Raw genomic sequence first — 22,846 nt, forward strand, 5'->3', positions numbered from 1 at the left:
CGCAGAACTGGCTGGTCATTATACTATCGTCTGGAGTAAGCAATGCCGTGTGAAGAACTGGATATCGTCTGGAATAATATTAAAGCCGAAGCCCGGGCGTTGGCCGACTGTGAGCCGATGCTGGCCAGTTTCTACCATGCAACGTTACTCAAGCACGAAAACCTCGGTAGTGCCCTGAGCTATATGCTCGCCAACAAGCTGGCGTCTTCAATCATGCCCGCCATCGCCATTCGTGAAGTGGTGGAAGAGGCCTACGCCGCAGACCCGGAAATGATCGCCTCTGCCGCCTGTGATATTCAGGCCGTGCGCACGCGTGATCCGGCGGTCGATAAATATTCTACGCCGCTGCTGTACCTGAAGGGTTTTCATGCCTTACAGGCGTACCGCATCGGCCACTGGTTATGGAAGGAAGGCCGCCGCGCGCTGGCAATTTTCCTGCAAAACCAGGTTTCTGTGACCTTCCAGGTTGATATTCACCCGGCGGCCAAAATTGGCCGGGGGATCATGCTCGACCATGCCACCGGGATTGTTGTCGGTGAGACGGCGGTCATTGAAGATGACGTGTCGATCCTGCAGTCGGTTACCCTGGGCGGTACCGGCAAAACCAGCGGCGATCGCCATCCGAAAATTCGTGAAGGGGTGATGATTGGCGCGGGTGCCAAAATCCTCGGCAATATCGAAGTGGGCCGCGGCGCGAAAATCGGCGCGGGCTCTGTGGTGCTGCAGCCCGTGCCGCCGCACACAACCGCCGCTGGCGTACCGGCGCGCATCGTCGGTAAGCCAGACAGTGATAAACCATCGATGGACATGGATCAGCACTTCAACGGCATTCACCATACGTTTGAGTATGGTGACGGCATTTAACTTCTGAGAATGGCGCCCGGATACCCCATCTGGCGCCAGGCTTCATACACCACCACGGACACCGCGTTCGACAGGTTCATGCTACGGCTGTCCGGCATCATCGGAATACGGATTTTCTGCTCAGCGGGCAGGGCGTCCAGAATCGTGGCCGGCAGGCCGCGGGTTTCCGGACCAAACATCAGATAGTCGCCTGCCTGGTAGCTCACGGCGCTGTGCGCGGGCGTGCCTTTGGTCGTCAGGGCAAACATGCGCTCTGGCTTTTCGCTTTCCAGAAACGCGGCGTAATCATGATGGCGAACCACCGCGGTAAATTCATGATAATCCAGCCCCGCACGACGCAGGCGTTTATCATCCCACGTAAAGCCCATCGGCTCGATAATATGCAGGCGAAACCCGGTGTTGGCGCACAGGCGGATAATGTTGCCGGTATTAGGCGGAATTTCAGGTTCGAATAAAACGATGTTAAGCATGCTGCCCCCTTAATTGCGGGGGCAGCATAGCAGAAATGACGGGCACTACGCGACGCCGGGTTCCTGTGGGCGGCAGCGCAGCATTTTATAGACGGTGGCACCTGCAGCCACCAGCGCGGGCAGGCTGAGGATCATCAAAATACTGTCTGCCTGCCACTGCATGGAGAGAAGCTGCGCGCTGGTCATGGTACCCGCCACGCCACCAAAACGGCCAATTCCCTGCATCCACGCGATACCCGTCGCGCGGCATTCGGTTGGGTAGAAGGTGGCGGCCAGGGTTTGCATCCCTGATTGCGCGCCGTTCATGGCGATCCCCATCAGGAAAATCAATCCGCCAAACAGGGCGATGTGATTATGCTCCATGCCGAGCAGCAGGATGAGCGCCATGGTCAGCATAAACCCACCTGCCACCACCCTGTGCGCCTCCCAGCGGTCCATCATCCACCCGGCGAGAAGAATGCCTGCGGTACCGCCGAAGGTGAACAGCGAGGTGAGCCAGGCAGATTCCGCCAGCGGATAACCCATCCCCAGCATCAGCGTCGGCATCCAGCTCAGCAGGACGTAATAAATCACCAGCCCCATAAAGTAGGTCACCCACAGCATCAGGGTGCCGGGCAGCCAGGGCATAGAAAACAGCTGTGCCACGCTCCCTTTCTTAGACGCGACCCGCTCCTCCGCCAGGAAAAAGCCGGTCACGCCATCCAGCGTGCCGCGGGCGAAGCGGCTGGCGATACGGCGGATCTGCATCACGTCTCTTCCACGCTGAACCAGAAACTTCACCGACTCCGGCAAAAACAGCGCCAGCAGCAGCGTCAGGATTAGCGGGGCAATTGCGCCGGTCAGCAGTACGCTTCGCCAGCCGTGGTGAGGAATCAGCCAGGAGGAGATTGCCCCACCCCCCGCCGCGCCCAGAGGAAAACCGCAGTACATGGTATTGATCGCCATGGCGCGACAGCGCTTAGGGGCAAACTCTGAGATCAGCGTGATGGCGTTAGGCATTGCCGCACCCAAACCCAGGCCGGTGAGAAATCGCCACAGCGTCAGGGTGTTCAGGGTTTGCGCCCAGGCGGCGCCCAGGCTTGCAAGACCAAAGAATAAACACGAAAAGACCAGTACGCGCTTGCGGCCCATCCGGTCCGATACCGGACCTGCGATCAGCGCACCCAGCGACAGTCCCAACAGCGCGGCACTCAGTACCGGCCCCAGATCCTGTTTGTGGATCCCCCATTCTGCCGAGAGCGTCGGGGCAATGTAGCCCATTGCCGCTGTATCGAAACCATCGATTGCCAGCACCAGAAAGCCCAGCACAATGAGTAGCCAGTGAAACCATGAAAAGGAACTGTCGTCGATTACCTGCTGAATATCCACCTTACCTGAATAGGCCATACGCTCCTCTCTGATGTGATGTTGTTTTTGTGTTCTTGTATTTGCTTGTCTATACAATTGCGTGTGGCGGGGGATGTCAAATATTCTTATCTAATATGTTATCTAGATGGTATTTACGACACAAAAACGCGCCCGATGGAGGAGATCGGACGCGTCAGAAAGGTAGGTTAAGCGGAGGGGATCAGGCCGCGTCTCCGTGGGTAAGCGGTGCCAGTGCCGCAGGGATCTTGCTCAACTCCTGCACCAGAGAATCCTCGCTGATCTCGCCGATTGTTTTCGCCCCGGTGAGAGTCATTGCAATCTTCATCTCTTTCTCAATCAGGTTGAGCAGGTTTGCTACCCCTGCCTGGCCGCTGGTGGCCAGCGCGTAAAGATAAGCGCGTCCCAGAAGTACGCTGTCGGCACCCAGCGCAATCATGCGCACCACGTCCAGCCCGTTACGAATACCGCTGTCGGCGAGGATAGCGATGTCGCCTTTAACCGCATCGGCAATCGCCGGAAGGGCGCGTGCGGATGAGAGCACGCCATCAAGCTGACGTCCGCCGTGGTTCGAGACCACTATCCCGTCTGCGCCAAAACGCACCGCGTCGCGGGCGTCGTCCGGGTCGAGGATCCCTTTAATCACCATTGGGCCGTCCCAAAATTCGCGGATCCACTCCAGGTCTTTCCAGGAGATGGACGGATCGAAATTGTTCGCCAGCCAGCCGATATAATCTTCCAGCCCGGTAGGCTTACCGAGATAAGCCGAGATGTTCCCCAGATCGTGTGGACGGCCATTCAGGCCCACGTCCCACGCCCACTGCGGATGTGTTACCGCCTGCCAGTAACGACGCAGGGCAGCGTTCGGGCCGCTCATGCCGGAGTGGGCATCACGGTAGCGCGCGCCGGGGGTGGGCATATCAACGGTAAAGACCAGCGTGGAACAGCCCGCCGCTTTGGCGCGCTCCAGCGCGTTACGCATAAAGCCGCGATCGCGCAGGACGTATAGCTGGAACCACATCGGGCGCTTGATGGTCGGGGCCACCTCTTCAATCGGGCAGACAGACACGGTGGAAAGGGTAAACGGAATGCCTTTGGCATCCGCCGCCGCAGCGGCCTGCACTTCACCGCGACGGGCGTACATGCCGCACAGCCCGACCGGGGCAAGCGCTACCGGCATGGAGAGCGTTTCGTTAAACAGTTTCGTCTCAAGGCTCAGATCCGACATATTCTTCAGCACGCGCTGACGCAGAGCCACCTCCGACAGATCTTCCACGTTACGGCGCAGGGTATATTCGGCATAGGCCCCGCCGTCGATATAGTGGAACAGGAACGGCGGCAAAATACGCTGCGCCGCGGCGCGGTAGTCACTGGCTGCTGAAATAATCATGCTTTGTTCTCCCTGGATATATCACTGTCGACAGGCAGACGGGTAATACGCGCCTGTCGGGCCTGATCTTCATCAAATCGTTTAATGGTGGTGTGGACGAAGCCCAGATGCGCCATCATCGCCTTGCGTGCGGCCTCGGCATCACCGGCCAGAATGGCGTTGAGCACCGCCTCGTGCTGTTCGGTCAGTTGAGCAAAGACCGGCGGGACCAGATACATGCGCTGGCGGCTCTGCTTCACGGAGGATTGCAGCAGGTCGAAAAAACCGCGCATGGTCTGGAGCAGCACCACGTTGTGCGACGCCTCGGCAATCGCCAGGTGAAAGCGGACATCCGCCTGCGAAGCGATATCCGGGTCGCTGCTTTGCGTGGCGTCGAAGCAGGCCCTGAGCTTCTCTTTGTCGGCCTCGGTTGCTCGCATGGCCGCATGCCAGGCGGTACTGGTTTCGATAGCGTGACGGGCTTCGAGGATGTCGAAGCTGTAGTCCGGGTCATTCTCCATCAGGGTTTTGAGCGGCTGGACGATGTTTTGCTCGGACCAGTCGTCATGTTGCCAGCGCACAAAGGTGCCGCCGCCGCGACGGCTTACCAGTACTCCTTCGCTGACCAGCGTCGCCAGCGCTTCACGCAGGGAATTGCGCGACACGCCAAGCTGAGCGGCGAGTTGACGTTCGGCGGGCAATTTCATGCCCGCTTCCAGCTGTTGTTCTTCAATCAGCGCCCGAACGCGAGAGGCAATCTCGTCGGACAGGCGTCTGGGCATGACTATCATGGGATCATCCAGGTTAAGACATAGGCCTGCAGGGTGGTGATCACCCCGACCATGCAGGTGAATATCAGGCTGTGTTTCACGGTAAAACGGAACAGGTCGGACTCTTTACCCACCAGCCCTACTGCCGCACAGGCAATGGCGATGGACTGCGGAGAGATCATCTTCCCGGTCACGCCGCCGGTGGTATTCGCGGCCACCAGCAGCACGTCAGAGACGCCAATCTGCTGAGCCGCCGTCGCCTGCAGGGCGGCGAACAGGGCGTTAGACGAGGTATCTGAACCGGTCAGGAATACCCCCAGCCAGCCGAGGAACGGCGAGAAGAAGGTGAAGGCGTGGCCGGTATGGGCCAGCGCCAGTGCCAGCGTTGATGACAGGCCGGAGTAGTTCGAGATAAACGCGAACGCCAGCACCATGCCGATGGAGTAGATCGGCAGCATCAATTCTTTAATGGTCGCCGCAAAGGTCTGTACCGCGGCGGCCGGTTTCATGCGCAGCCACACCACAGAAAGGAGTGCGGCAAACAGGATGGCCGTGCCGGTGGCGGAGAACCAGTCAAACTTAAATACCGCCGCGTACGGCGTGGCGTCGTGCACCACTGGCGGCATACGGGCGACCATCTTGTCGAGGAACGGCACGGAGATGTTAATCACCATGTCGTACAGCGCACCGCCCGGGGCGAACAGGGCCTTAAACGGCGGGATGCTCCACAGCGTTACCGTGGCGGTCAGGAACAGGAATGGTGACCAGGCGCGAACGATCTGCCCTGCGCTGTAGCCGGTACGCGCCAGAGTTTGATCCACATGTGACGCGCCCATATCGGCAAAGCGGAAGATGCGCACAGGCTGCCAGCGTTTCAGGAACAGCGTCAGACAGACCAGCGACACCAGGGAAGAGATAATGTCCGGCAGCTCCGGGCCAAGGAAGTTCGAGCTGAGATACTGGGCAATCGCGAACGAACCGCCCGCCACCATCACCGCAGGCCAGGTCTCCTTCACGCCGCGCCAGCCGTCCATAATCGCCATGATCCAGAACAGCACGATAATGGTCAGGAACGGCAGCTGGCGGCCAACCATCTGACCAATTTCGAAGCTGTCCAGGCCAGTCACCTGGCCTGCGACCAGAATCGGAATACCCATCGCGCCAAACGCCACCGGCGCGGTGTTGACGATCAGGCAAAGACCGGCGGCATAGAGCGGGTTAAAGCCCAGCCCGACCAGCAGCGCGGCGGTGATTGCCACCGGCGCACCAAACCCTGCCGCCCCTTCCAGAAACGCCCCGAAGGAGAAGCCGACAATCAGCATCTGCAGGCGCTGGTCCGGCGTGATGGAGAGAATCGACGAGCGAATGATGTCGAACTGCCCGGTTTTGACTGAGATTTTATAGACAAACACTGCGGCGATGATGATCCACGCAATCGGCCACAGGCCGTAGAAGAAACCGTAGACAACGGATGCCAGCGCGCGATCGATCGGCATTTTGTAGAAGAACAGCGCCACCAGCAGCGCGATGGCGACGGTGTACGTCGCGGCGAGGTAGCCCTTCAGCTTGAGCTTAATCAACGCAAAGAAGAAGAACAGGATCGGCAGCGATGCGATCAGGCTGGACAGCCAGATATTCCCGGCCGGGTCGTAGTTTTGTTGCCAGAGGCTCATGCAGGTCTCCTGGGGACCAGACAGCCTATGCTGCGGGTGAGTCTCCGCTCATCTCTGCGTCACAGTCTGTGTAAAAGTGGTCCTGCCAATATTGTGTTGTAGGGGTAATGACAATGAATGGTTAATCAACTGTTGCTATTCGGCAATATATTTGTGACGTGAATCATTGAAACTGTGAACGAAGGATAGCTTTAAAACCCATTGGTAGGACCAAATCCACAATGTTCAGGGTTGAGCAGGAGCCGGGTCAAAATCGTGTCATTCAGTCAGGCGCGGTGCGTAGCGAAGGGGATAAAGAGAAGCAAGTACCGCAATCATGTTAACTTTAGGAGGGATTTATGTTTTATTCTGGTTTGTGTTGGGTGTCTTGCGTGTTAAGGGTGTGATTTTTTACCTAAAAATAAAAATTTTTTTTAGGTAAAAATGCGGAATATCATGTTTAGCAAAAAATTACATTTAAGGTAAATTTCACATATAGGCTTTAACAGCTTATTACAAACGATCATTTGCTGATCAATGATAAAATATCCTTTATAAGCGCACCTGGCCAGTATAAAAACGATGTTTTTCGCACGATGCTAATAATTTCTTCTAATAATATTCTTAAAAAAATTGATCAAACAATGATCAGTTGTGTAAGTAAAATAATTTAGCTTCGGTATTAGGAGGTAGTTAATAATTCTCAGGGCTATGGAAATGCGTTAAATATGTTATCTGGCTGTTAAATATGAAATGTGAAACAGGCCTGCTGAGCGCTTTTAAGTGCGTAGACGTTAAAAGACATTTGATTTACTATTTATTGATATACAACGTTACAGAAGATGCTAAATTAAATTTTAACTACACACTAATCATTGTTATTTGCGGCCTGGCGGATTTTCCAAAACTGTAGGATATAGCGGAAGGGTTTGCAGAAAATATACGGATTGTCACGCTGGGATGGACCCTGATTTATTCTTTGAGGTCGCGTCACCAATTCTGTTAGTACCCTTTGGGTGACGGCTTTAAAATCCTTATAGAAGTTATTGTACTTGGTACAATAAATCAATATCTGTTTAATTTACAGAGGGGAAAGTGTTCCTAATGAAAATCAAAAATGTGGCGCTGGCATTTGCCACGGCGGGGTTTCTGTTATCTTCTCAGGCGGTGCTGGCAAGCAGTAATTCAGGCGTTAATACTAGCCTGAATACAGACGCAGGTACACAGAGCACAGGCGGTACAATCAACTTCACCGGCAAGATTACCCTTATTTCCTGTAACATTACTACGGCATCAAAAACCAAAACGGTAGATCTTGGGGCGTGGGCGAAAAGCTACTTCGATGAACACGTCGAAACAACGCCGCGTGAGTTCAAAATCAACGTCGAAAAATGCCCGGAAACGGTTAAATCTGTGGCGGTGCTGTTTGACGGGAATAAAGATGCGGTTGATGACTCGCTGTTGCAGGTTACGCCAGGCACGGGTATGGCGACGGGCGTCGGGGTGAAGCTTTATAACAGCGATCGCAGCACGGTTATTAAGCCGGGTACGGTTTCAAAAACCACCGCACCAGATGCTCAAGGCAATGCAGAATTAACGTTCTTTGCCGCACTGGACAAAGATGGAACGGAAATCAAAGCGGGTGATGTCAACGCTGTGTCCAATTTCCTGATGGTTTATAACTGATTATTTTTAGCCACCTCCAGAGATAATAGAGATGAAACGTTTGTCGTATATTATGCTCACTGCATTAATGATTAGCTCTGCGTCAGTTTCCGCAGGCGTAGTAATGGGGGGAACACGGATCGTATACCCGCAAAACAGTAAGGAGGTGGCATTTTCTGTATCTAATATGGAAAGTGCAGTTCCCTATCTGATCCAGTCTTGGGTTGAGAATGACGCTGAAGGGAAAAACCGCGCCGCGCCATTTATCGTCACGCCGCCACTATTCAGGCTTGATCCGGATCAGACCAATACGCTTCGTATTCAATATACCGGCGCGCCGCTACCCGCAGATCGTGAATCCGTATTTTGGCTCGATATTAAGGCCATTGCGCCAAAGCCAAAAGAGAGCAGCAACGAATTACAAATTAACGTTAAATCGAAATTTAAAATTTTCTACCGCCCTGAAAACCTGAAAGGCGATGCTGCAACCGCCTGGCAAAAGGTGAGGTTCTCAACGACGCAGAAAGGGCTTGAGGCCACCAACCCGACGCCGTACTACGTCTCTTTTTATCGCCTCAGCGTCTCGGGGCACAACATTGAGCAACCGGGCATGATCGGCCCAGGCGAAACCCGCGAATGGCCTGTGGCAGCCTCCGGCAGCGTTACCTGGTCGGCTATTAATGATTTTGGCGCTATTACCGCGACCCGGTCGCAACCTCTTTAAACCATGCCTTCTCGCCTGTTTCGTTATGCGCCACTTTCGGTGCTGCTGCTCAGCTTCAGCCGCACAGGATGGGCCGAGGATTATTTCGATCCCGCCGCGCTGGAGCTTTCCTCTGCCGAACAGAAAACGGCGGATCTGCACTATTTCTCCGAAAAGGGCGGGCAGATGCCCGGCACGTGGCTCGTAACGATTGAGGTTAATGGACGCGAGGAACGGCATCAGGAGATTACTTTCGTCAATGAGAAAGGCAGCCTGCAGCCCGTGTTTAGCGTGCCGCTGCTGGAGACGCTCGGGGTGAATGTGGGGGCGATCCCGGCGCTTTCCCGGTTGCAGGAGGGAGAGACCTTCACGCATATCGCCGATTTTATCCCGGCGGCGCGGACCTCCTATGATTTTAACCAGCAGCGCCTGTTTCTCAGCCTGCCGCAGGCGGCGATGACGCACCGAAGCCGTGGCTATGTGCCTCCGTCGCAGTGGGATGACGGTATTCCGGCGGCATTTGTTGATTACAGTCTCACGGGCGGGCAGGCCCATCATCAAAACGGCGACACGACGTCAAGTTATCTCAGTCTGCGTAACGGCGTAAACCTGGGACCGTGGCGGCTGCGTAATACGTCGGCCTGGAGCTACAGCAACGCGGGCGGCAATCGTTTTCAGTCACAAAGCAGCTGGCTGAGCAGGGATATTCGCAGCCTGAACAGCCAACTGCGGATCGGCGATGCCTGGACTGCCGGCGACCTGTTCGATAGCGTGGCGTTTCGCGGGGTTCAGCTCTCATCCAGCGAGAGTATGTTACCCGACAGCCAGCGCGGCTTCGCGCCGACAATTCGCGGCGTCGCGCACAGCTATGCCAGGGTTTCTGTTTCGCAAAATGGCTATGTCATTTATGAAACCTGGGTTGCCGCCGGGCCGTTTGTTATTAACGATCTGTTCCCCGGCGCGCAAAGCGGCGATTTGCAAGTGACCATCACGGAAAGCGACGGCTCGAAACGCGTATTTACCCAGCCTTATTCTGCGGTACCGTTTATGCGGCGCCAGGGCAGCCTGAAATACAGCCTCAACGCCGGACGCTTTCACTCCGGCTCCAGCGATGCCCGGTCGCCGGACTTTGTTGAAGGCGCTTTTTTCTACGGCTTGTTCTCCAGTATGACGGTATACGGCGGCTTTCGTACCGCGAATAACTACCAGGCCGGCGCCATTGGCGTGGGCAGAGGGTTTGGCGCGTTCGGCTCGCTGGGCGTTGACGATACGCTGGCAAAAAGCCGTTTATCTGACGGCAAAAGCGTAATAGGGCAGGCGTGGCGCGTTCAGTATCAGAAGGATTTTAATACCACCGGCACCGCCTTCAATCTGGCGAGCTATCGTTATGCTTCGCGCAATTTTTATGAGTTTAGCGAGCTGAATCAGTCTGACAGCCAGCAGTTACGGCTCAATAACCGCCGTAGCCGCTCGCAAATAACCTTCTCACAGACGCTGGGGCAGTTCGGCAGTCTTAGCGTTTCGGCGTGGATGCAGGATTACTGGCACACCTCCGGGCAGGATAAAACCATACACCTTGGCTGGTACACCAGCTGGCGGGGCATTTCATGGGGAGCGGGGTATGACTATACCGACTCAGCACGTGAGCAACATCCCGATCGCACCGTGTCGTTTAATATCAATATTCCGCTCGGTAACTGGCTACCGGACAGCTCGGTGAGTTACTTCATCAATAAAAATAACCGTGGGATGTCCACGCAGCAGGTGTCACTCAACGGCAGCGCGCTGGCGAACCGCAACCTCAACTATAGCGTTCAGCAGAGTAAAGCCAGCGAGGGACAAGCCGACAGCACCAGTCTGGCGCTGCAATATAACGGCGGCTACGGCAACGTAAGCCTCGGTTATGATCGCAGCCGAAACGGCGATAATGCCAGTCTCGGCCTCGCCGGGGGCGTTATCGCCACGCAGTATGGCGTCACGCTCAGCCAGCCGCTGGGCGATAGCGTCGCCCTGCTGCGCGTGCCTGGCGCGGCGAACGTTGAGCCGGAGGGCTACAGCGGCATCCATACCGACAGTCGCGGCTACGCGGTTATGCCCGCGCTTTCGGCCTATCGTAAGAATACCGTCAATCTTGATACGGCGACGCTTGGCGAAAACGTCGACGTTGAGCAGAGCGGTCTGACGCTCGTTCCCACCAGCGGCGCGGTGGTGCTTGCTAATTACGCAACGCACATTGGCTATCGCGTGCTGTTCTCCCTGCGATACCACGGCGAGCCATTGCCATTTGGCGCCCAGGCCGAGGTGGTGGAGCAAAAACGTCGTTCAGCCAACCGAAGCATGGTGGCTGACGGCGGTCAGGCTTACCTGAGCGGAGTACCGGAGCGCGGCACGCTGCGCGTAACCTGGTATGAAGACGGAGAGCCGCGTCAGTGCCAGACGCCGTTCAAACTGGGGGCGGTTCATATGGCTCCCGGCATCGCTACGCTGTCTCTTGAGTGCCACTAGAGGAATATTATGCGTCACTTTATTCAATGGGTTTTCTACCTCAGTCTACTTTCTCTTTTTGGCATGCTGAGTTTTCATGCGCACGCTCAGGCCTCGCCCTGCCACACCACGCGCAATCAGTGGGTTGTCCAGGTACCCTACGCCATTGGATATGCTCCTGGCACAGCGGACTGGACGCCGGTTTCCGCGCCGATACAGTCTACCGGGGCGGATTTTTACAGCTGCGATGGCGGAAATGACGCCTGGCGAAGTATCGGATTTGTCGAGATGGATAATCCCGTCGGCACCGTGGTGGGGGAAGACGGTGCGTCGCGGCACGTCTACAAAACCCAGATTGAAGGCATCGGCTACGCGCTCGGGTTCCGCGAGCAGCAGTACTGTGGTGCGGATGCCGTGCGGTATATTGACGGCACCAGCCCGGTGGACGGCAACGAGTCACGCCGTATCTGCGACGCCTCACAGAATCCTGCTTTTGCCAGCGCCTCAACCTATAAAATGCAGTTCTGGGTAGTGTTTTACAAAATACCGACGTCCAGCGCCATGCCTGATGATAACGCCAACTCCCAGGAGCAAAACGTCGGATCGCTGATATTACAGGCGGGAGAAAACAAAGCCAGCGCGACCAGCGTCGCGACACCGGTGCAGATCCGTCTCGCCAGCTTCACGGTCAGGCATACCAGCTGTTCCGTTGGTTCCCGCAGCATTCTGGTGCCGATGGGAACCGTAAGCCAGCGTGAATTTCACGGCACAGGCTCCCGCGCCGGTGGCGGACGCTTCAGCATTCCGGTGACCTGTGAAAATAACACGACGGTGAAGATGGGCTTTTTCGGCGATACCACGCCGGGCAACGATCGGGCGCTGGCGTTAACGAAGCAGCAGGACAGCGCCAGCGGCGTCGGGATCGAACTGCTTTATGGCGACAACACCGGTGCGGTTCAGGGGCAGGTGGTGCCGTGGAACACCCCGCAGGTGTCGGCGCTTGGGCAGGTGGGAGATAACCAGACGCAGACCTTCTGGTTTGATGCGCATTATATTCAGACAGAAGAGAACGTGACGGCGGGAAAAGCGGATGCGATGGCCACGTTTAACCTGATTTACAACTGAATGTTCCCCTGCCGCTGCGGCAGGGGAGACCGATCAGAACGCCGTCTTACAAAAACCCGTCATCTCTTTCAGGCCCATCTCGCGGCCAAGCTCGGTCATCGGGTGGACCACCACCAGGCCCCGTACGCTTTTCTTCAGCTTGCCCATATCGGCCTGCTCTTTTTTGGTAATGGCGCGGCGGTGCGGCATATTCATCAGCTTCTGCGCTTCTTTACTCAGCTTCTGGCTTTTCACTTCGCGCAGGCGCTCGATCTCCGCTTCCAGCTTCGCGGTCTCTTTCTCAAGCTCGGCGTACTTCTCGGCGGAGTCTACCAGCGAGAGACCGGCCATCTGATGGCGGATCAGATCCAGACGGTCGCTCAGGCGTTTAATTTCGTTCTTTTCGACTTCTTTCATGACAAATAACTCTGAAAACGGGGAATTTAGAGGGAAGGATACACCAATGTGAGCAGGCTTACTTCTGAAACGCTTTTTTTAAGCTGATTCGGGAAATCAGCTCAGTCAGGGAAAGAACCATCGTGGAACGGACAACCTGTTGATAACGCAGCTTTTGCATGGCGTACAGTTCCGGGTCGCTGTTATCAAAATGGGGGGCAGGGGGGAGCGCGGTAACGCAATGCAGCTCGCCGAAGGGGCCAAGGATCTCGTCATCGGTAAAGGTGTACTCATTACCGTCATGATTGAGCTCTTCGCGCAGTGCCATCAACAGCTCCGCATCTTCATACTCTTGCCGGTTCAGCACGCCAAGACCATAAATCAACTTCAGACGCACGGATAAATCGCCCAGCGGTCCGTCGCCGTCCAGTAACGGTTCTACAGCATATTTTACCGCGTAGTCGTCTTTGCGAAACACCTGAAGTACCAGGATATTCACCGCCTCGGTTAACAACTCGACGGCGGTAATCAGGAAACTTCGTACGGTTTTGCCAGCATTCAGACGCTCAAGCACACGATTTTCAAAGGCCTGGGTTTGTTCCATTATTGCCTGCATATCTGACAATCTGTAATCAGGGCGCAGGATTGCCTGCGCCTCACTGTGCATCATTTGGTTGCGTTATATGCGTTAACCGCCTCCGCAACCACATCGCTGTTGGCGTCCAGACCGGAAATCTGCGCCAGCGCAGCCTGTGCGCCCTGGTCATCAATCAGCTGAGCCAGCTCCTGCGCCTGCGGATCCTGCTCGCTGCGGTAGTGCATCGCGGCGGCAATCCCTTTCACCAGGTTGGCGTGCGGCAGGCCGTATTCCAGCGTACCCAGCAGCGGCTTAATCAGGCGATCGCCCGCGCTCAGCTTACGCAATGGCTGGCGGCCCACGCGCTCAACGTCATCTTTCAGATACGGGTTTTCAAAACGACCGAGGATTTTCTGGATGTATGCTGCGTGTTTATCAGCATCAAAACCGTAGCGTTTGATCAGCACCGCGCCGCTCTCTTCCATTGCCCCTTTTACCACCGCGCGGATCTTCTCGTCGAGGATCGCATCACGAATAGTCTGATGACCGGCCAATTTTCCGAGGTACGCGGTTATAGCATGACCCGTGTTCAGCGTGAAGAGTTTACGTTCCACAAATGCCATCAGGTTATCCGTTAATTCCATACCTGGAATGGTCGGCAGCGCGCCTTTAAATTGGGTTTTGTCCACGATCCACTCGCTGAAAGTTTCTACCGTCACTTCCAGCGGGTCGTTAGTTGCAGATTCTGACGGCGGAACGATACGGTCAACGGCAGAATCCACGAAGCCAACGTGCGCTTCAACCCAGGCTTTGTCTTCGTCCGCAACGGCGGCCAGAACGTGGCCTTTCAGCTGTGTGGTGCCACGCACCATATTTTCACAGGCAATGATGTTCAGCGGGGTATCGATGCCCTGCGCTTTACGTTTTGCCAGGCCTTTTGCGACCGCAGGCGCGATGCGCTCAAGTACCACCGGGCCCACTGCGGTGGTCACCAGGTCAACGCTGGCGATGAGGTCGATAACATCGTCGCCAATGCTGCTTACCGCGTTGACGCCAGAGACCGTTTCAACCTGCTCGTTTTCTCCCACCACGTGTACCTGGTAGCTATGACGGGCATTCAGGGCATCCAGAACGACCTGATTCACATCGGCGAATGTCAGCGTAATGCCCGCGTCTGCCAGCAGTTTGCCGATAAAGCCACGACCGATATTACCTGCGCCAAAATGTAATGCTTTCATAGTGTTAACCTTTATCAATGTTTTTACCCGAGAGGGCTGGGGTGAGGAACGTATACCCCTCACCCTAGCCCTCTCCCCTAAGGGGAGAGGGAAGATACGCTGTTATTTGTTGAGGAGTGCCAGCACTTCTTCAACGCTTTCAGTCTGTGCCAGACGCTCGATGACGGACTCATCATCCAGCGCGTTGGTCAGGCTGGTAATCACCTGGATGTGCTCGTTATTGCGAGCGGCGATACCAATCACCAGACGGGCGATGTCGTCTTCTTCTTCACCGAAGCGCACGCCATCAGGATACTGGCAGAACACCACGCCGGTTTTGAGCACGCGGTCTTTCGCTTCCACCGTACCGTGCGGCACCGCGATGGATTCGCCCAGGTAGGTTGGCGTCAGTTTTTCGCGTTCCAGCATCGCGTCGACATATTCAGGCTGAACGTAGCCGCCTTTCACCAGCTGCTCACCGGCAAAGCGAATTGCCTCTTCTTTGGTGCTCGCGGTACGGCCGAGGAAGATGTTCTCCGCGCCCAGCTTAAACAGGTGAGCATTGCTCTCGTCAAAGCTGTCCTGCAGGCTGGTCCGCACTTTCACTTCGTTGTCTTCGTGACGCTGTGCGGCCACCAGACGTTCAGTCAGGCTGGTGTACAGGCCGCTGTCGAGGAAGTTGGTCAGCGAAATATGCTGTGCCTGCGGTACCTGGCGCATGGCACGTTCGGTCAGGTCACGGTGCGTAATTACCAGGTCAACATCCGGTGGCAGGCTGTTAATGGCGCTGTTGGTCACTGAGATATTGGTCAGGCCTGCATCCTGCACTTTCTTACGCAGCACGCCGGCACCCATTGCGCTGGAACCCATACCAGCATCACAGGCAACGATGATTTTACGCACGTGGCTCAGGTCGTTAGAAACATCACCCGCTGACAGCGGCGTTGCGCCTTTGGACTCGGCTTTCATGTCGTGCATACGACGGGTGGCCGCTTCGATATCGTCATCTTCTTTCACTTTGCTGGTTTTCAGCAGGATAGAAGCGACCACGAAGGAGACTGCCATTGCCGCACAGATAGCCGCGATGTTAGCAAAATAGGCACCTTTCGGCGTCATTGCCAGTACCGCCAGGATAGAGCCCGGAGACGCCGGAGAAACCAGACCACCGTTCAGCACGCTCAGAGTGAACACACCGGTCATACCGCCGAGGATAACGGCCAGGATCAGACGTGGGTTCATCAGCACGTACGGGAAGTAAATTTCGTGAATACCGCCCAGGAAGTGAATGATAGCCGCACCGCCAGCAGACTGCTTCGCGCTGCCGCGACCAAAGAACATGTACGCCAGCAGAACGCCCATACCCGGACCCGGGTTCGCTTCAATCAGGAAGAAGATGGACTTGCCGAGGTCATGAGACTGCTGAATACCCAGCGGTGAGAAGATACCGTGGTTGATGGCGTTGTTCAGGAACAGGATTTTCGCCGGTTCAACAAAGATAGACGCCAGCGGCAGCATGTCGTGCGCCACCATGAAGTTAACGCCCGCCGCCAGAATCTTGGACAGGACTTCAACTGCCGGGCCAATGCCGAGGAACGCCAGAATCGCGAGGATCATCCCGATGATGCCCGCAGAGAAGTTGTTCACCAGCATCTCGAAGCCGGATTTGATTTTGCCATCAACCCAAACGTCGAATTTCTTAATCGCCCAGCCACCCAGAGGACCGGCGATCATCGCACCGAGGAACATCGGCATATCCGCACCGACGATAACACCCATGGTTGTGATGGCACCCACTACGCCACCACGGTCACCGCCCACCAGACGACCACCGGTATAACCGATGAGCAGCGGCAGCAGGTAAGTAATCATTGGGCCAACAAGTTTCGCCAGCGTTTCGTTAGGCAACCACCCTGTCGGAATGAATAATGCAGTGATGATACCCCACGCGATAAACGCGCCGATATTTGGCATCACCATATTGCTGAGGAAACGACCAAAGCTTTGAACTTTGATCTTGAAATCGGATGACATAAAACACCCCTTCTTCTGTTTACGCTTAGGCTTGCGGCCCGAGGTTTATTGTTAATGAGGCGGCAGAGGTAGCCGGGCCCTGTTCTGATGCTGTGAAATCTGGCACTGAATCGTTCAACTGTCCAGACAGCGAAAAATTGTGTGATCACAATCACGTAAATGCAGGGGGTGTGGCGGGAAATGAGGTGATCTGAATCACAAAACCACAGTCTAAAAAAAACACAATGGGGAGGAAATCGGCAAAACACCCCTGTTTTTGTGAGATGTATCACATTTAGTTGTCGCGAGTTTGTTTCTGAGTTGTGATTTAATTCACAAAAAATTTTTATACGGATTTCTCCGGCTGTGATCGGCGGCAAATTCTGCCTGACGAATGAGCGTCACGATGGTTCTGGGCAACACGCAAAGCTAAAAAACCACTTTTCATGTGTGGTATGGCGAAAAGCGAAAACGTGGATTACGCTCATAATGTAAGGTTAAGTATATTATTATTCAGGATATATTTTGACACGTTTATAAACTTGCATGGAGATATTATAAAAACCGATACTCCCCGGCTCTGAAATAACCAGTCTACCTTTTATGTTTAAAAATAAATTAATTAGGTTGCGTACTGTTTTATTAATTTAATGAGTTGACGTTGTTTAAGTGAGGAGAATATGTTTCTCAACTATTTTGCGCTGGGCGTATTGATTTTTGTTTTTCTGGTTCTGTTTTACGGAATCATCGCCATTCATGACATCCCCTATAACATGGCCAAAAAGCGTAATCATCCCCATGCCGATGCAATCCACACGGCGGGCTGGATTAGCCTGTTTACGCTCCATGCCATCTGGCCGTTCCTGTGGATCTGGGCCACGCTGTACCGGGAAGATCGCGGTTGGGGCATGCAAAACCACATCACCAAACCTGATGAGGTGCCGGGTATGGATGCGCTGGCCAAACGCGTGGCCGAATTAGAACAAAAGCTGGCAGCGGTACAGCCCACTGCTGATACGAAAACGCTGGAGCGCTAATTATGGATCTGTTGATTATTTTGACCTACGTGGCGTTTGCCTGGGCGATTTTTAAAATATTCCGTATTCCGGTCAACCAGTGGACGCTCGCCACCGCCACATTAGGTGGGGTATTTATTGTGGCGGGCCTCATTTTATTAATGAACTATAACCACCCGTATACGTTTACGGCGCAAAAAGCGGTTATTTCCATTCCGATTACGCCGCAGGTGACCGGCGTGGTCAGCGAAGTCACTGATAAAAATAACCAGCTTATTAAAAAAGGCGAAGTGTTATTTAAACTTGACCCGGGCCGCTATCAGGCACGGGTCGACAGACTGCAGGCCGACCTGGTGACCGCGACGCACAATATCGACGTGCTCAAAGCGCAACTGTCGGAAGCAGTAGCCAACACCACGCGCGTGTCCGCCGAGCGGGACCGTCTGTATAAAGATTACCAGCGCTATCTCAAAGGCAGCCAGGCGAAGGTAAACCCGTTCTCTGAGAGCGATATCGACAACGCGCGGCAGAACTATCTGGCTCAGGACGCGCTGGTAAAAGGCTCAGTGGCGGAACAAACGCAGATCAAAAGTCAGTTAGACAGCATGGTGAACGGCGAACAGTCGCAGATTGCCTCTTTACGCGCCCAGCTGGCCGAAGCCAAATACAACCTGGATCAGACCGTGGTACGTGCGCCGAGCAATGGCTACATCACCCAAGTGCTGATTCGCCCGGGAACGTATGCCGCTGCGCCCGGTCATGGTCTTTATTCCTGAACAGAAACGCCAGATTGTGGCCCAGTTCCGTCAGAACTCGCTGCTGCGTCTGAAGCCGGGCGATGAAGCGGAAGTGGTGTTTAACGCCCTGCCGGGGCAGGTCTTCTCCGGCAAGCTCACCAGCATTCTGCCGGTGGTGCCAGGGGGCTCATATCAGGCGCAGGGGGCACTGCAATCGCTAACGGTAACACCGGGAACGGATGGTGTGCAGGCGCTGATAGAACTGGAGCCTAACGCCGACGTTGATGCGTTGCCGGACGGTATTTACGCGCAGGTGGCGGTCTATTCCGACCATTTCGCGCACGTCTCGGTGATGCGTAAAGTCCTGCTGCGTATGACCAGCTGGATGCACTATCTCTATCTTGATCATTAATCCTCGCCGGGCAGGAATGCGACATGCATACCTGCCCTTTTTTCAGCGCTTGATCCATACTGACTTTTTCTGGCATCAAGGATCAGGCAATGAAACTCATCGGCAGCTACACCAGTCCCTTCGTGCGAAAGATCTCGATTCTCCTGCTGGAGAAAGGGATTGAATTTGAATTCGTTAATGAACAGCCCTATAACGCCGAAAACGGCGTTGCGCAGTACAACCCGCTGGGGAAAGTCCCGGCGCTGGTAACGGACGAGGGCGAATACTGGTTTGATTCCCCGATTATCGCTGAGTACATCGAGCTGCTCGGCGTTGCGCCAGCCATGTTACCGGCAGATCCGAAGGCGGCCCTGGCAGTGAAGCAAATTGAAGCCCTGGCTGATGGCATCATGGATGCGGCGTTAACTTCCGTGCGCGAGCAGGCAAGGCCCGTTGCTCAGCAGTCGGAAACGGAGCTGCTGCGCCAGCGTGAGAAAATCAGCCGCAGCCTGGACAGGTGCGAGCAGCTCATCCAGGAGGGCAAAATAGCAACGGATAGCCTGAATCTGGCGACGATCGCTATCGCCTGCGCCATTGGTTATCTCAACTTTCGTCGCGTCTCCCCTGGCTGGTGCGTCGACCGTCCGCTGCTGGTGAAGCTCGCCGAAACGCTCTTCCAGCGCGAGAGCTTCGCCCGTACCGAACCGCCAAAGGCTTGACGCGGGTTATAACACTTCGCGTCAGGAGGCGGTACAATCCCTCCACATGTTAACTCCCTCTCCCGTCGGGAGGGGGGATGATATTTACTCGCCAGGCGCTTCCATGACTACTCATCACTCCCTGTACAGCCAGATCCCCGCTACCGACCGACTCCTTCGAGAACCCCTTATTCATTCCGCTGTCGAGCGGTTCGGCCATACCGCGACGGTTGAGATGTTACGTCTGCTTCAGGAAGAGGCCCGGCGCCATATTCAGGCAGAAAATGCCTTGCCCGGCTGGTGCGTGGCGTGGGAGCAGGAGCTGGAACAGAGGCTGGTTGAGAAAGGGCAAGGCGCGTTGCGCCCGGTGATTAACCTGACGGGGACTGTCCTGCATACCAATCTCGGGCGTGCGCAACAGGCGGAAGAGGCGGTAGATGCCGTAACGCAGGCCATGCGTTCGCCTGTCACGCTGGAGTACGATCTCGACGGAGCAGGACGCGGGCATCGTGATCGGGCCCTGGCGGATCTGCTTTGCCAGCTCACCGGTGCTGAAGATGCCTGCATTGTGAATAACAACGCGGCGGCGGTCCTGTTGATGCTGGCAGCGACCGCCAGCGGCAAAGAGGTGGTCGTCTCGCGCGGCGAACTGGTGGAGATTGGCGGCGCGTTTCGCATCCCGGACGTGATGCGCCAGGCGGGCTGTACCCTGCATGAAGTGGGTACCACTAACCGGACCCATGCGAAAGATTACCGTGCGGCGGTGAATGAAAACACCGCCCTGCTGATGAAGGTCCACACCAGTAATTATCATATCGAAGGGTTCACTAAAGCCGTTGAAGAGGCCGAGCTGGCGGCGATAGGCCAGGAGCTGAATGTGCCGGTCGTTGCCGATCTCGGCAGCGGCTCGCTGGTGGATCTGAGCCAGTATGGTCTGCCGAAAGAGCCGATGGTGCAGGAGATGATTGCGGCGGGCGTTAGCCTGGTCAGTTTTTCCGGTGATAAGCTGCTGGGCGGGCCGCAGGCCGGGATCATCGTCGGTAAGCGTGAATTGATTGCGAAACTGCAGCAGCATCCGCTGAAGCGCGCCCTGCGTGCCGATAAAATGACGCTTGCCGCGCTGGACGCGACGCTGCGGCTCTATCTCCACCCGGAGAAACTGGCGGAACGCCTGCCAACGCTGCGTCTGTTAACGCGTGATGCCGCCTCGATTCGCGCGCAGGCCGAGTTACTGTTGCCCAATGTCGCGTCGCATTACGCCGATTTCGACGTGCGCATTGAGTCCTGCCAGTCGCAAATTGGCAGTGGCTCGTTACCGGTGGATCGGCTGCCCAGCGCGGCCCTGACCTTCACCCCGCGCGATGGCCGCGGCAGCAGGCTTGATGCGCTCTCTGCGCGCTGGCGTGCTCTGCCTACGCCGGTTATCGGGCGAATTTACGATGGCCGAATGTGGCTGGATCTACGCTGTCTTGAAGATGAAGAGCGATTTCTGGAGATGCTGTTGAAATGATTATTGCCACCGCCGGTCATGTTGACCACGGAAAAACCACCTTGTTGCAGGCCATCACGGGCGTGAATGCCGATCGCCTGCCGGAAGAGAAAAAGCGCGGTATGACCATCGATCTGGGTTATGCCTACTGGCCGCAGCCCGATGGCCGCGTGCTGGGCTTTATTGACGTCCCCGGACACGAAAAGTTTCTTTCCAATATGCTGGCGGGGGTCGGTGGTATTGACCATGCCCTGCTGGTGGTGGCCTGTGATGACGGCGTTATGGCGCAAACGCGTGAACACCTGGCGATCCTGCAGTTGACGGGCAACCCACAGCTAACCGTGGCGCTGACCAAAGCCGATCGTGTGGACGCGACGCGTATTAACGAAGTGCGCGAGGCGGTGCAGGCCACGTTGCGCGAATATGGCTTTACCGATGCTGCGCTGTTTGAAACAGTCGCCACAGAAGGGCGCGGGATCGACACACTTCGCCACCATTTGCAGCAGCTTTCGTCGCGGGAACATGCCAGCCATCATCGCTTTCGTCTGGCCATCGACAGGGCGTTTACCGTAAAAGGTGCGGGTCTGGTGGTGACCGGTACCGCCCTGAGTGGTGAAGTGAAGGTGGGCGATACCGTATGGCTGACGGGTATTAACAAGCCGATGCGGGCGCGCGGGTTGCATGCACAAAACCAGCCCGTTGATCATGCCCATGCCGGGCAGCGTATCGCCCTCAATATTGCCGGCGATGCGGAGAAAGCGCAGCTAAACCGCGGCGACTGGCTGCTGTCTGAGGCGCCGCCAGAACCGTCTGAGCGGGTGATTGTCTCCCTGCAGACGCATATCCCGCTCAGTCAGTGGCAGCCGCTGCATATCCACCATGCGGCCAGCCATATCACTGGGCGCGTGTCGCTGCTGGAAAACGATCTCGCTGAACTGGTTTTCGATACGCCACTCTGGCTGGCAGATAATGACCGTCTGGTGCTGCGTGATATCTCGGCGCGAGAAACGCTGGCCGGGGCGCGGGTGGTGACGCTCAACCCGCCGCGTCGCGGGAAGCGTAAACCGGAGTATTTGCAGTGGCTGTCGGCACTGGCGCAGGCCAGTAACGACAAGGCTGCGCTGGAGGTGCATCTTGAACGCGGTGCGGTGAACCTGACCGACTTCGCCTGGGCACGACAGCTCAGCAACGAAGGCCTCCTCCCGCTGACCCAGCAGCCGGGATTTATCCAGGCCGGTAATAACCTGCTGAACGCGCCGGTTGCGGCGTGCTGGCAGCGAAAAGTGTTAAACACGCTTGCCACCTACCATGAACAGCATCAGGATGAACCTGGCCCGGGGCGCGAGCGCCTGCGTCGTATGGCGCTGCCAATGGAAGACGATGCGCTGGTGCTGTTGCTGATAGAAAACATGCGTGAAAGCGGCGTGATCAAAAGCCACCACGGCTGGCTGCATCTGCCGGAACACAAAGCCGGGTTCACCGCAGAGCAAGAGGCAATCTGGCAAAAAGCGGCCCCTCTGTTTGGCGATGAGCCCTGGTGGGTTCGCGATCTCGCCCGTGAAACGAATACCGACGAGCAGGTGATGCGCCAGGTATTGCGCCATGCCGCGCAGCAGGGGCTCATCGTTGCGATCGTGAAAGATCGTTATTACCGCAACGATCGTATCGTCGCGTTTGCCAGTCTGATCCGCGAACTGGATCAGGCGCGAGGCTCCACCTGTGCGGCTGATTTCCGCGATCGTCTGAACGTGGGGCGAAAGCTTGCCATTCAGATCCTGGAATATTTCAACCGCATCGGTTTTACCCGCCGTCGCGGTAACGACCATTTATTACGGGATTCGTTGCTCTTTCCAGAAACAGCGTGACCCC

18 protein-coding genes and 1 pseudogene are annotated in these 22,846 nt (G+C 55.9%); 10 read left to right on the plus strand and 9 right to left on the minus strand.

Annotation, left to right across the window (positions count from 1 at the left end; all coding sequences use genetic code 11):
* Positions 1-42 precede the first annotated feature (42 nt).
* The gene (cysE, locus tag ACQG19_RS00760) at positions 43-864 is read left to right on the plus strand and encodes a serine O-acetyltransferase (RefSeq protein WP_013094922.1); all 822 of its coding nucleotides are present in this window, start codon (positions 43-45) and stop codon (positions 862-864) included.
* Here the strand turns inward: cysE and trmL are convergent.
* From trmL to lldP, 5 genes are all read right to left on the minus strand, one after another.
* Positions 861-1,334: a tRNA (uridine(34)/cytosine(34)/5-carboxymethylaminomethyluridine(34)-2'-O)-methyltransferase TrmL gene (gene trmL, locus ACQG19_RS00765; protein WP_045294588.1), complete on the minus strand. Its 474-nt coding sequence runs from the start codon at positions 1,332-1,334 to the stop codon at positions 861-863. The two genes, cysE and trmL, sit on opposite strands and share 4 nt — an antisense overlap.
* A 45-nt stretch (positions 1,335-1,379) precedes the next feature.
* Entirely contained in the window at positions 1,380-2,720 is a 1,341-nt protein-coding gene (locus tag ACQG19_RS00770) for an MFS transporter (protein ID WP_020686509.1), read from the minus strand.
* A gap of 181 nt (positions 2,721-2,901) precedes the next feature.
* The gene (lldD, locus tag ACQG19_RS00775; protein WP_246932256.1) at positions 2,902-4,089 is read right to left on the minus strand and encodes an FMN-dependent L-lactate dehydrogenase LldD; all 1,188 of its coding nucleotides are present in this window, start codon (positions 4,087-4,089) and stop codon (positions 2,902-2,904) included.
* Complete coding sequence (lldR, locus tag ACQG19_RS00780) at positions 4,086-4,859, minus strand: transcriptional regulator LldR (protein WP_246932255.1); 774 nt, start codon at positions 4,857-4,859, stop codon at positions 4,086-4,088. Before lldR ends, lldD begins: the two co-directional genes overlap by 4 nt.
* Entirely contained in the window at positions 4,856-6,511 is a 1,656-nt protein-coding gene (gene lldP / locus ACQG19_RS00785) for an L-lactate permease (RefSeq protein WP_020686512.1), read from the minus strand. The genes lldR and lldP overlap by 4 nt, the downstream gene beginning before the upstream one ends.
* Positions 6,512-7,594: 1,083 nt before the next feature.
* Here lldP and ACQG19_RS00790 point away from each other — a divergent pair.
* The 4 genes from ACQG19_RS00790 to ACQG19_RS00805 are packed head-to-tail and all read left to right on the plus strand — an operon-like array spanning position 7,595 to position 12,467.
* Positions 7,595-8,176, plus strand: a complete 582-nt coding sequence (locus ACQG19_RS00790; RefSeq protein WP_029881911.1) for a fimbrial protein — start codon at positions 7,595-7,597, stop codon at positions 8,174-8,176.
* A gap of 31 nt (positions 8,177-8,207) precedes the next feature.
* Positions 8,208-8,879, plus strand: coding sequence for a fimbrial biogenesis chaperone (locus ACQG19_RS00795; RefSeq protein ID WP_038982547.1), 672 nt, complete (start codon positions 8,208-8,210; stop codon positions 8,877-8,879).
* A 3-nt stretch (positions 8,880-8,882) separates the two neighbouring features.
* Positions 8,883-11,363 carry a fimbria/pilus outer membrane usher protein gene (locus ACQG19_RS00800; RefSeq protein WP_029881913.1) on the plus strand — a complete coding sequence of 827 codons (2,481 nt, stop codon included), beginning with the start codon at positions 8,883-8,885 and terminating at the stop codon, positions 11,361-11,363.
* 9 nt (positions 11,364-11,372) lie between these two features.
* Complete coding sequence (locus tag ACQG19_RS00805; RefSeq protein ID WP_038418375.1) at positions 11,373-12,467, plus strand: fimbrial protein; 1,095 nt, start codon at positions 11,373-11,375, stop codon at positions 12,465-12,467.
* A gap of 33 nt (positions 12,468-12,500) precedes the next feature.
* Here ACQG19_RS00805 and ACQG19_RS00810 read toward each other — a convergent pair whose 3' ends face one another.
* The 4 genes from ACQG19_RS00810 to ACQG19_RS00825 form a co-directional block, all read right to left on the minus strand.
* Positions 12,501-12,863, minus strand: a complete 363-nt coding sequence (locus ACQG19_RS00810; protein ID WP_023621173.1) for a YibL family ribosome-associated protein — start codon at positions 12,861-12,863, stop codon at positions 12,501-12,503.
* Between the two features lie 58 nt (positions 12,864-12,921).
* Positions 12,922-13,512 (minus strand): mannitol operon repressor MtlR, encoded by a 591-nt coding sequence (mtlR, locus tag ACQG19_RS00815; protein ID WP_058661810.1) that lies wholly within the window; start codon positions 13,510-13,512, stop codon positions 12,922-12,924.
* Entirely contained in the window at positions 13,509-14,657 is a 1,149-nt protein-coding gene (mtlD, locus tag ACQG19_RS00820; protein ID WP_013094932.1) for a mannitol-1-phosphate 5-dehydrogenase, read from the minus strand. The genes mtlR and mtlD overlap by 4 nt, the downstream gene beginning before the upstream one ends.
* A gap of 102 nt (positions 14,658-14,759) precedes the next feature.
* Positions 14,760-16,667: a PTS mannitol transporter subunit IICBA gene (locus tag ACQG19_RS00825; protein WP_013094933.1), complete on the minus strand. Its 1,908-nt coding sequence runs from the start codon at positions 16,665-16,667 to the stop codon at positions 14,760-14,762.
* A 659-nt stretch (positions 16,668-17,326) separates the two neighbouring features.
* Between ACQG19_RS00825 and ACQG19_RS00830 the strand changes: the two genes are divergently transcribed.
* The 5 genes and pseudogenes from ACQG19_RS00830 to selB all read left to right on the plus strand — a co-directional run bounded on the left by ACQG19_RS00830 (position 17,327) and on the right by selB (position 22,842).
* Entirely contained in the window at positions 17,327-17,683 is a 357-nt protein-coding gene (locus ACQG19_RS00830) for a DUF3302 domain-containing protein (protein WP_013094935.1), read from the plus strand.
* A gap of 2 nt (positions 17,684-17,685) precedes the next feature.
* Positions 17,686-18,811, plus strand: a pseudogene (locus ACQG19_RS00835) (HlyD family secretion protein).
* A gap of 89 nt (positions 18,812-18,900) precedes the next feature.
* Entirely contained in the window at positions 18,901-19,509 is a 609-nt protein-coding gene (locus ACQG19_RS00840; RefSeq protein WP_013094937.1) for a glutathione S-transferase, read from the plus strand.
* Positions 19,510-19,612: 103 nt separating this feature from the next.
* Positions 19,613-20,998, plus strand: coding sequence for an L-seryl-tRNA(Sec) selenium transferase (selA, locus tag ACQG19_RS00845; RefSeq protein WP_246932253.1), 1,386 nt, complete (start codon positions 19,613-19,615; stop codon positions 20,996-20,998).
* Positions 20,995-22,842: a selenocysteine-specific translation elongation factor gene (gene selB / locus ACQG19_RS00850; RefSeq protein WP_057071741.1), complete on the plus strand. Its 1,848-nt coding sequence runs from the start codon at positions 20,995-20,997 to the stop codon at positions 22,840-22,842. Before selA ends, selB begins: the two co-directional genes overlap by 4 nt.
* The last annotated feature ends 4 nt before the right edge of the window (positions 22,843-22,846 follow it).

The organism is Enterobacter cloacae complex sp. 277I4 (assembly GCF_050031465.1).
Lineage (GTDB): Bacteria > Pseudomonadota > Gammaproteobacteria > Enterobacterales > Enterobacteriaceae > Enterobacter > Enterobacter cloacae.

Bases quoted from the DNA above. Each gene is read 5' to 3' on its own strand.
- ACQG19_RS00790 (WP_029881911.1), top strand. From the start codon at position 7,595: ATGAAAATCAAAAATGTGGCGCTGGCATTTGCCACGGCGGGGTTTCTG.
- mtlD (WP_013094932.1), bottom strand. From the start codon at position 14,657: ATGAAAGCATTACATTTTGGCGCAGGTAATATCGGTCGTGGCTTTATC.
- trmL (WP_045294588.1), bottom strand. From the start codon at position 1,334: ATGCTTAACATCGTTTTATTCGAACCTGAAATTCCGCCTAATACCGGC.
- ACQG19_RS00840 (WP_013094937.1), top strand. From the start codon at position 18,901: ATGAAACTCATCGGCAGCTACACCAGTCCCTTCGTGCGAAAGATCTCG.
- mtlR (WP_058661810.1), bottom strand. From the start codon at position 13,512: ATGATGCACAGTGAGGCGCAGGCAATCCTGCGCCCTGATTACAGATTG.
- ACQG19_RS00800 (WP_029881913.1), top strand. From the start codon at position 8,883: ATGCCTTCTCGCCTGTTTCGTTATGCGCCACTTTCGGTGCTGCTGCTC.
- ACQG19_RS00770 (WP_020686509.1), bottom strand. From the start codon at position 2,720: ATGGCCTATTCAGGTAAGGTGGATATTCAGCAGGTAATCGACGACAGT.
- selA (WP_246932253.1), top strand. From the start codon at position 19,613: ATGACTACTCATCACTCCCTGTACAGCCAGATCCCCGCTACCGACCGA.
- lldP (WP_020686512.1), bottom strand. From the start codon at position 6,511: ATGAGCCTCTGGCAACAAAACTACGACCCGGCCGGGAATATCTGGCTG.
- cysE (WP_013094922.1), top strand. From the start codon at position 43: ATGCCGTGTGAAGAACTGGATATCGTCTGGAATAATATTAAAGCCGAA.
- ACQG19_RS00805 (WP_038418375.1), top strand. From the start codon at position 11,373: ATGCGTCACTTTATTCAATGGGTTTTCTACCTCAGTCTACTTTCTCTT.
- lldD (WP_246932256.1), bottom strand. From the start codon at position 4,089: ATGATTATTTCAGCAGCCAGTGACTACCGCGCCGCGGCGCAGCGTATT.
- ACQG19_RS00830 (WP_013094935.1), top strand. From the start codon at position 17,327: ATGTTTCTCAACTATTTTGCGCTGGGCGTATTGATTTTTGTTTTTCTG.
- lldR (WP_246932255.1), bottom strand. From the start codon at position 4,859: ATGATAGTCATGCCCAGACGCCTGTCCGACGAGATTGCCTCTCGCGTT.
- ACQG19_RS00825 (WP_013094933.1), bottom strand. From the start codon at position 16,667: ATGTCATCCGATTTCAAGATCAAAGTTCAAAGCTTTGGTCGTTTCCTC.
- selB (WP_057071741.1), top strand. From the start codon at position 20,995: ATGATTATTGCCACCGCCGGTCATGTTGACCACGGAAAAACCACCTTG.
- ACQG19_RS00795 (WP_038982547.1), top strand. From the start codon at position 8,208: ATGAAACGTTTGTCGTATATTATGCTCACTGCATTAATGATTAGCTCT.
- ACQG19_RS00810 (WP_023621173.1), bottom strand. From the start codon at position 12,863: ATGAAAGAAGTCGAAAAGAACGAAATTAAACGCCTGAGCGACCGTCTG.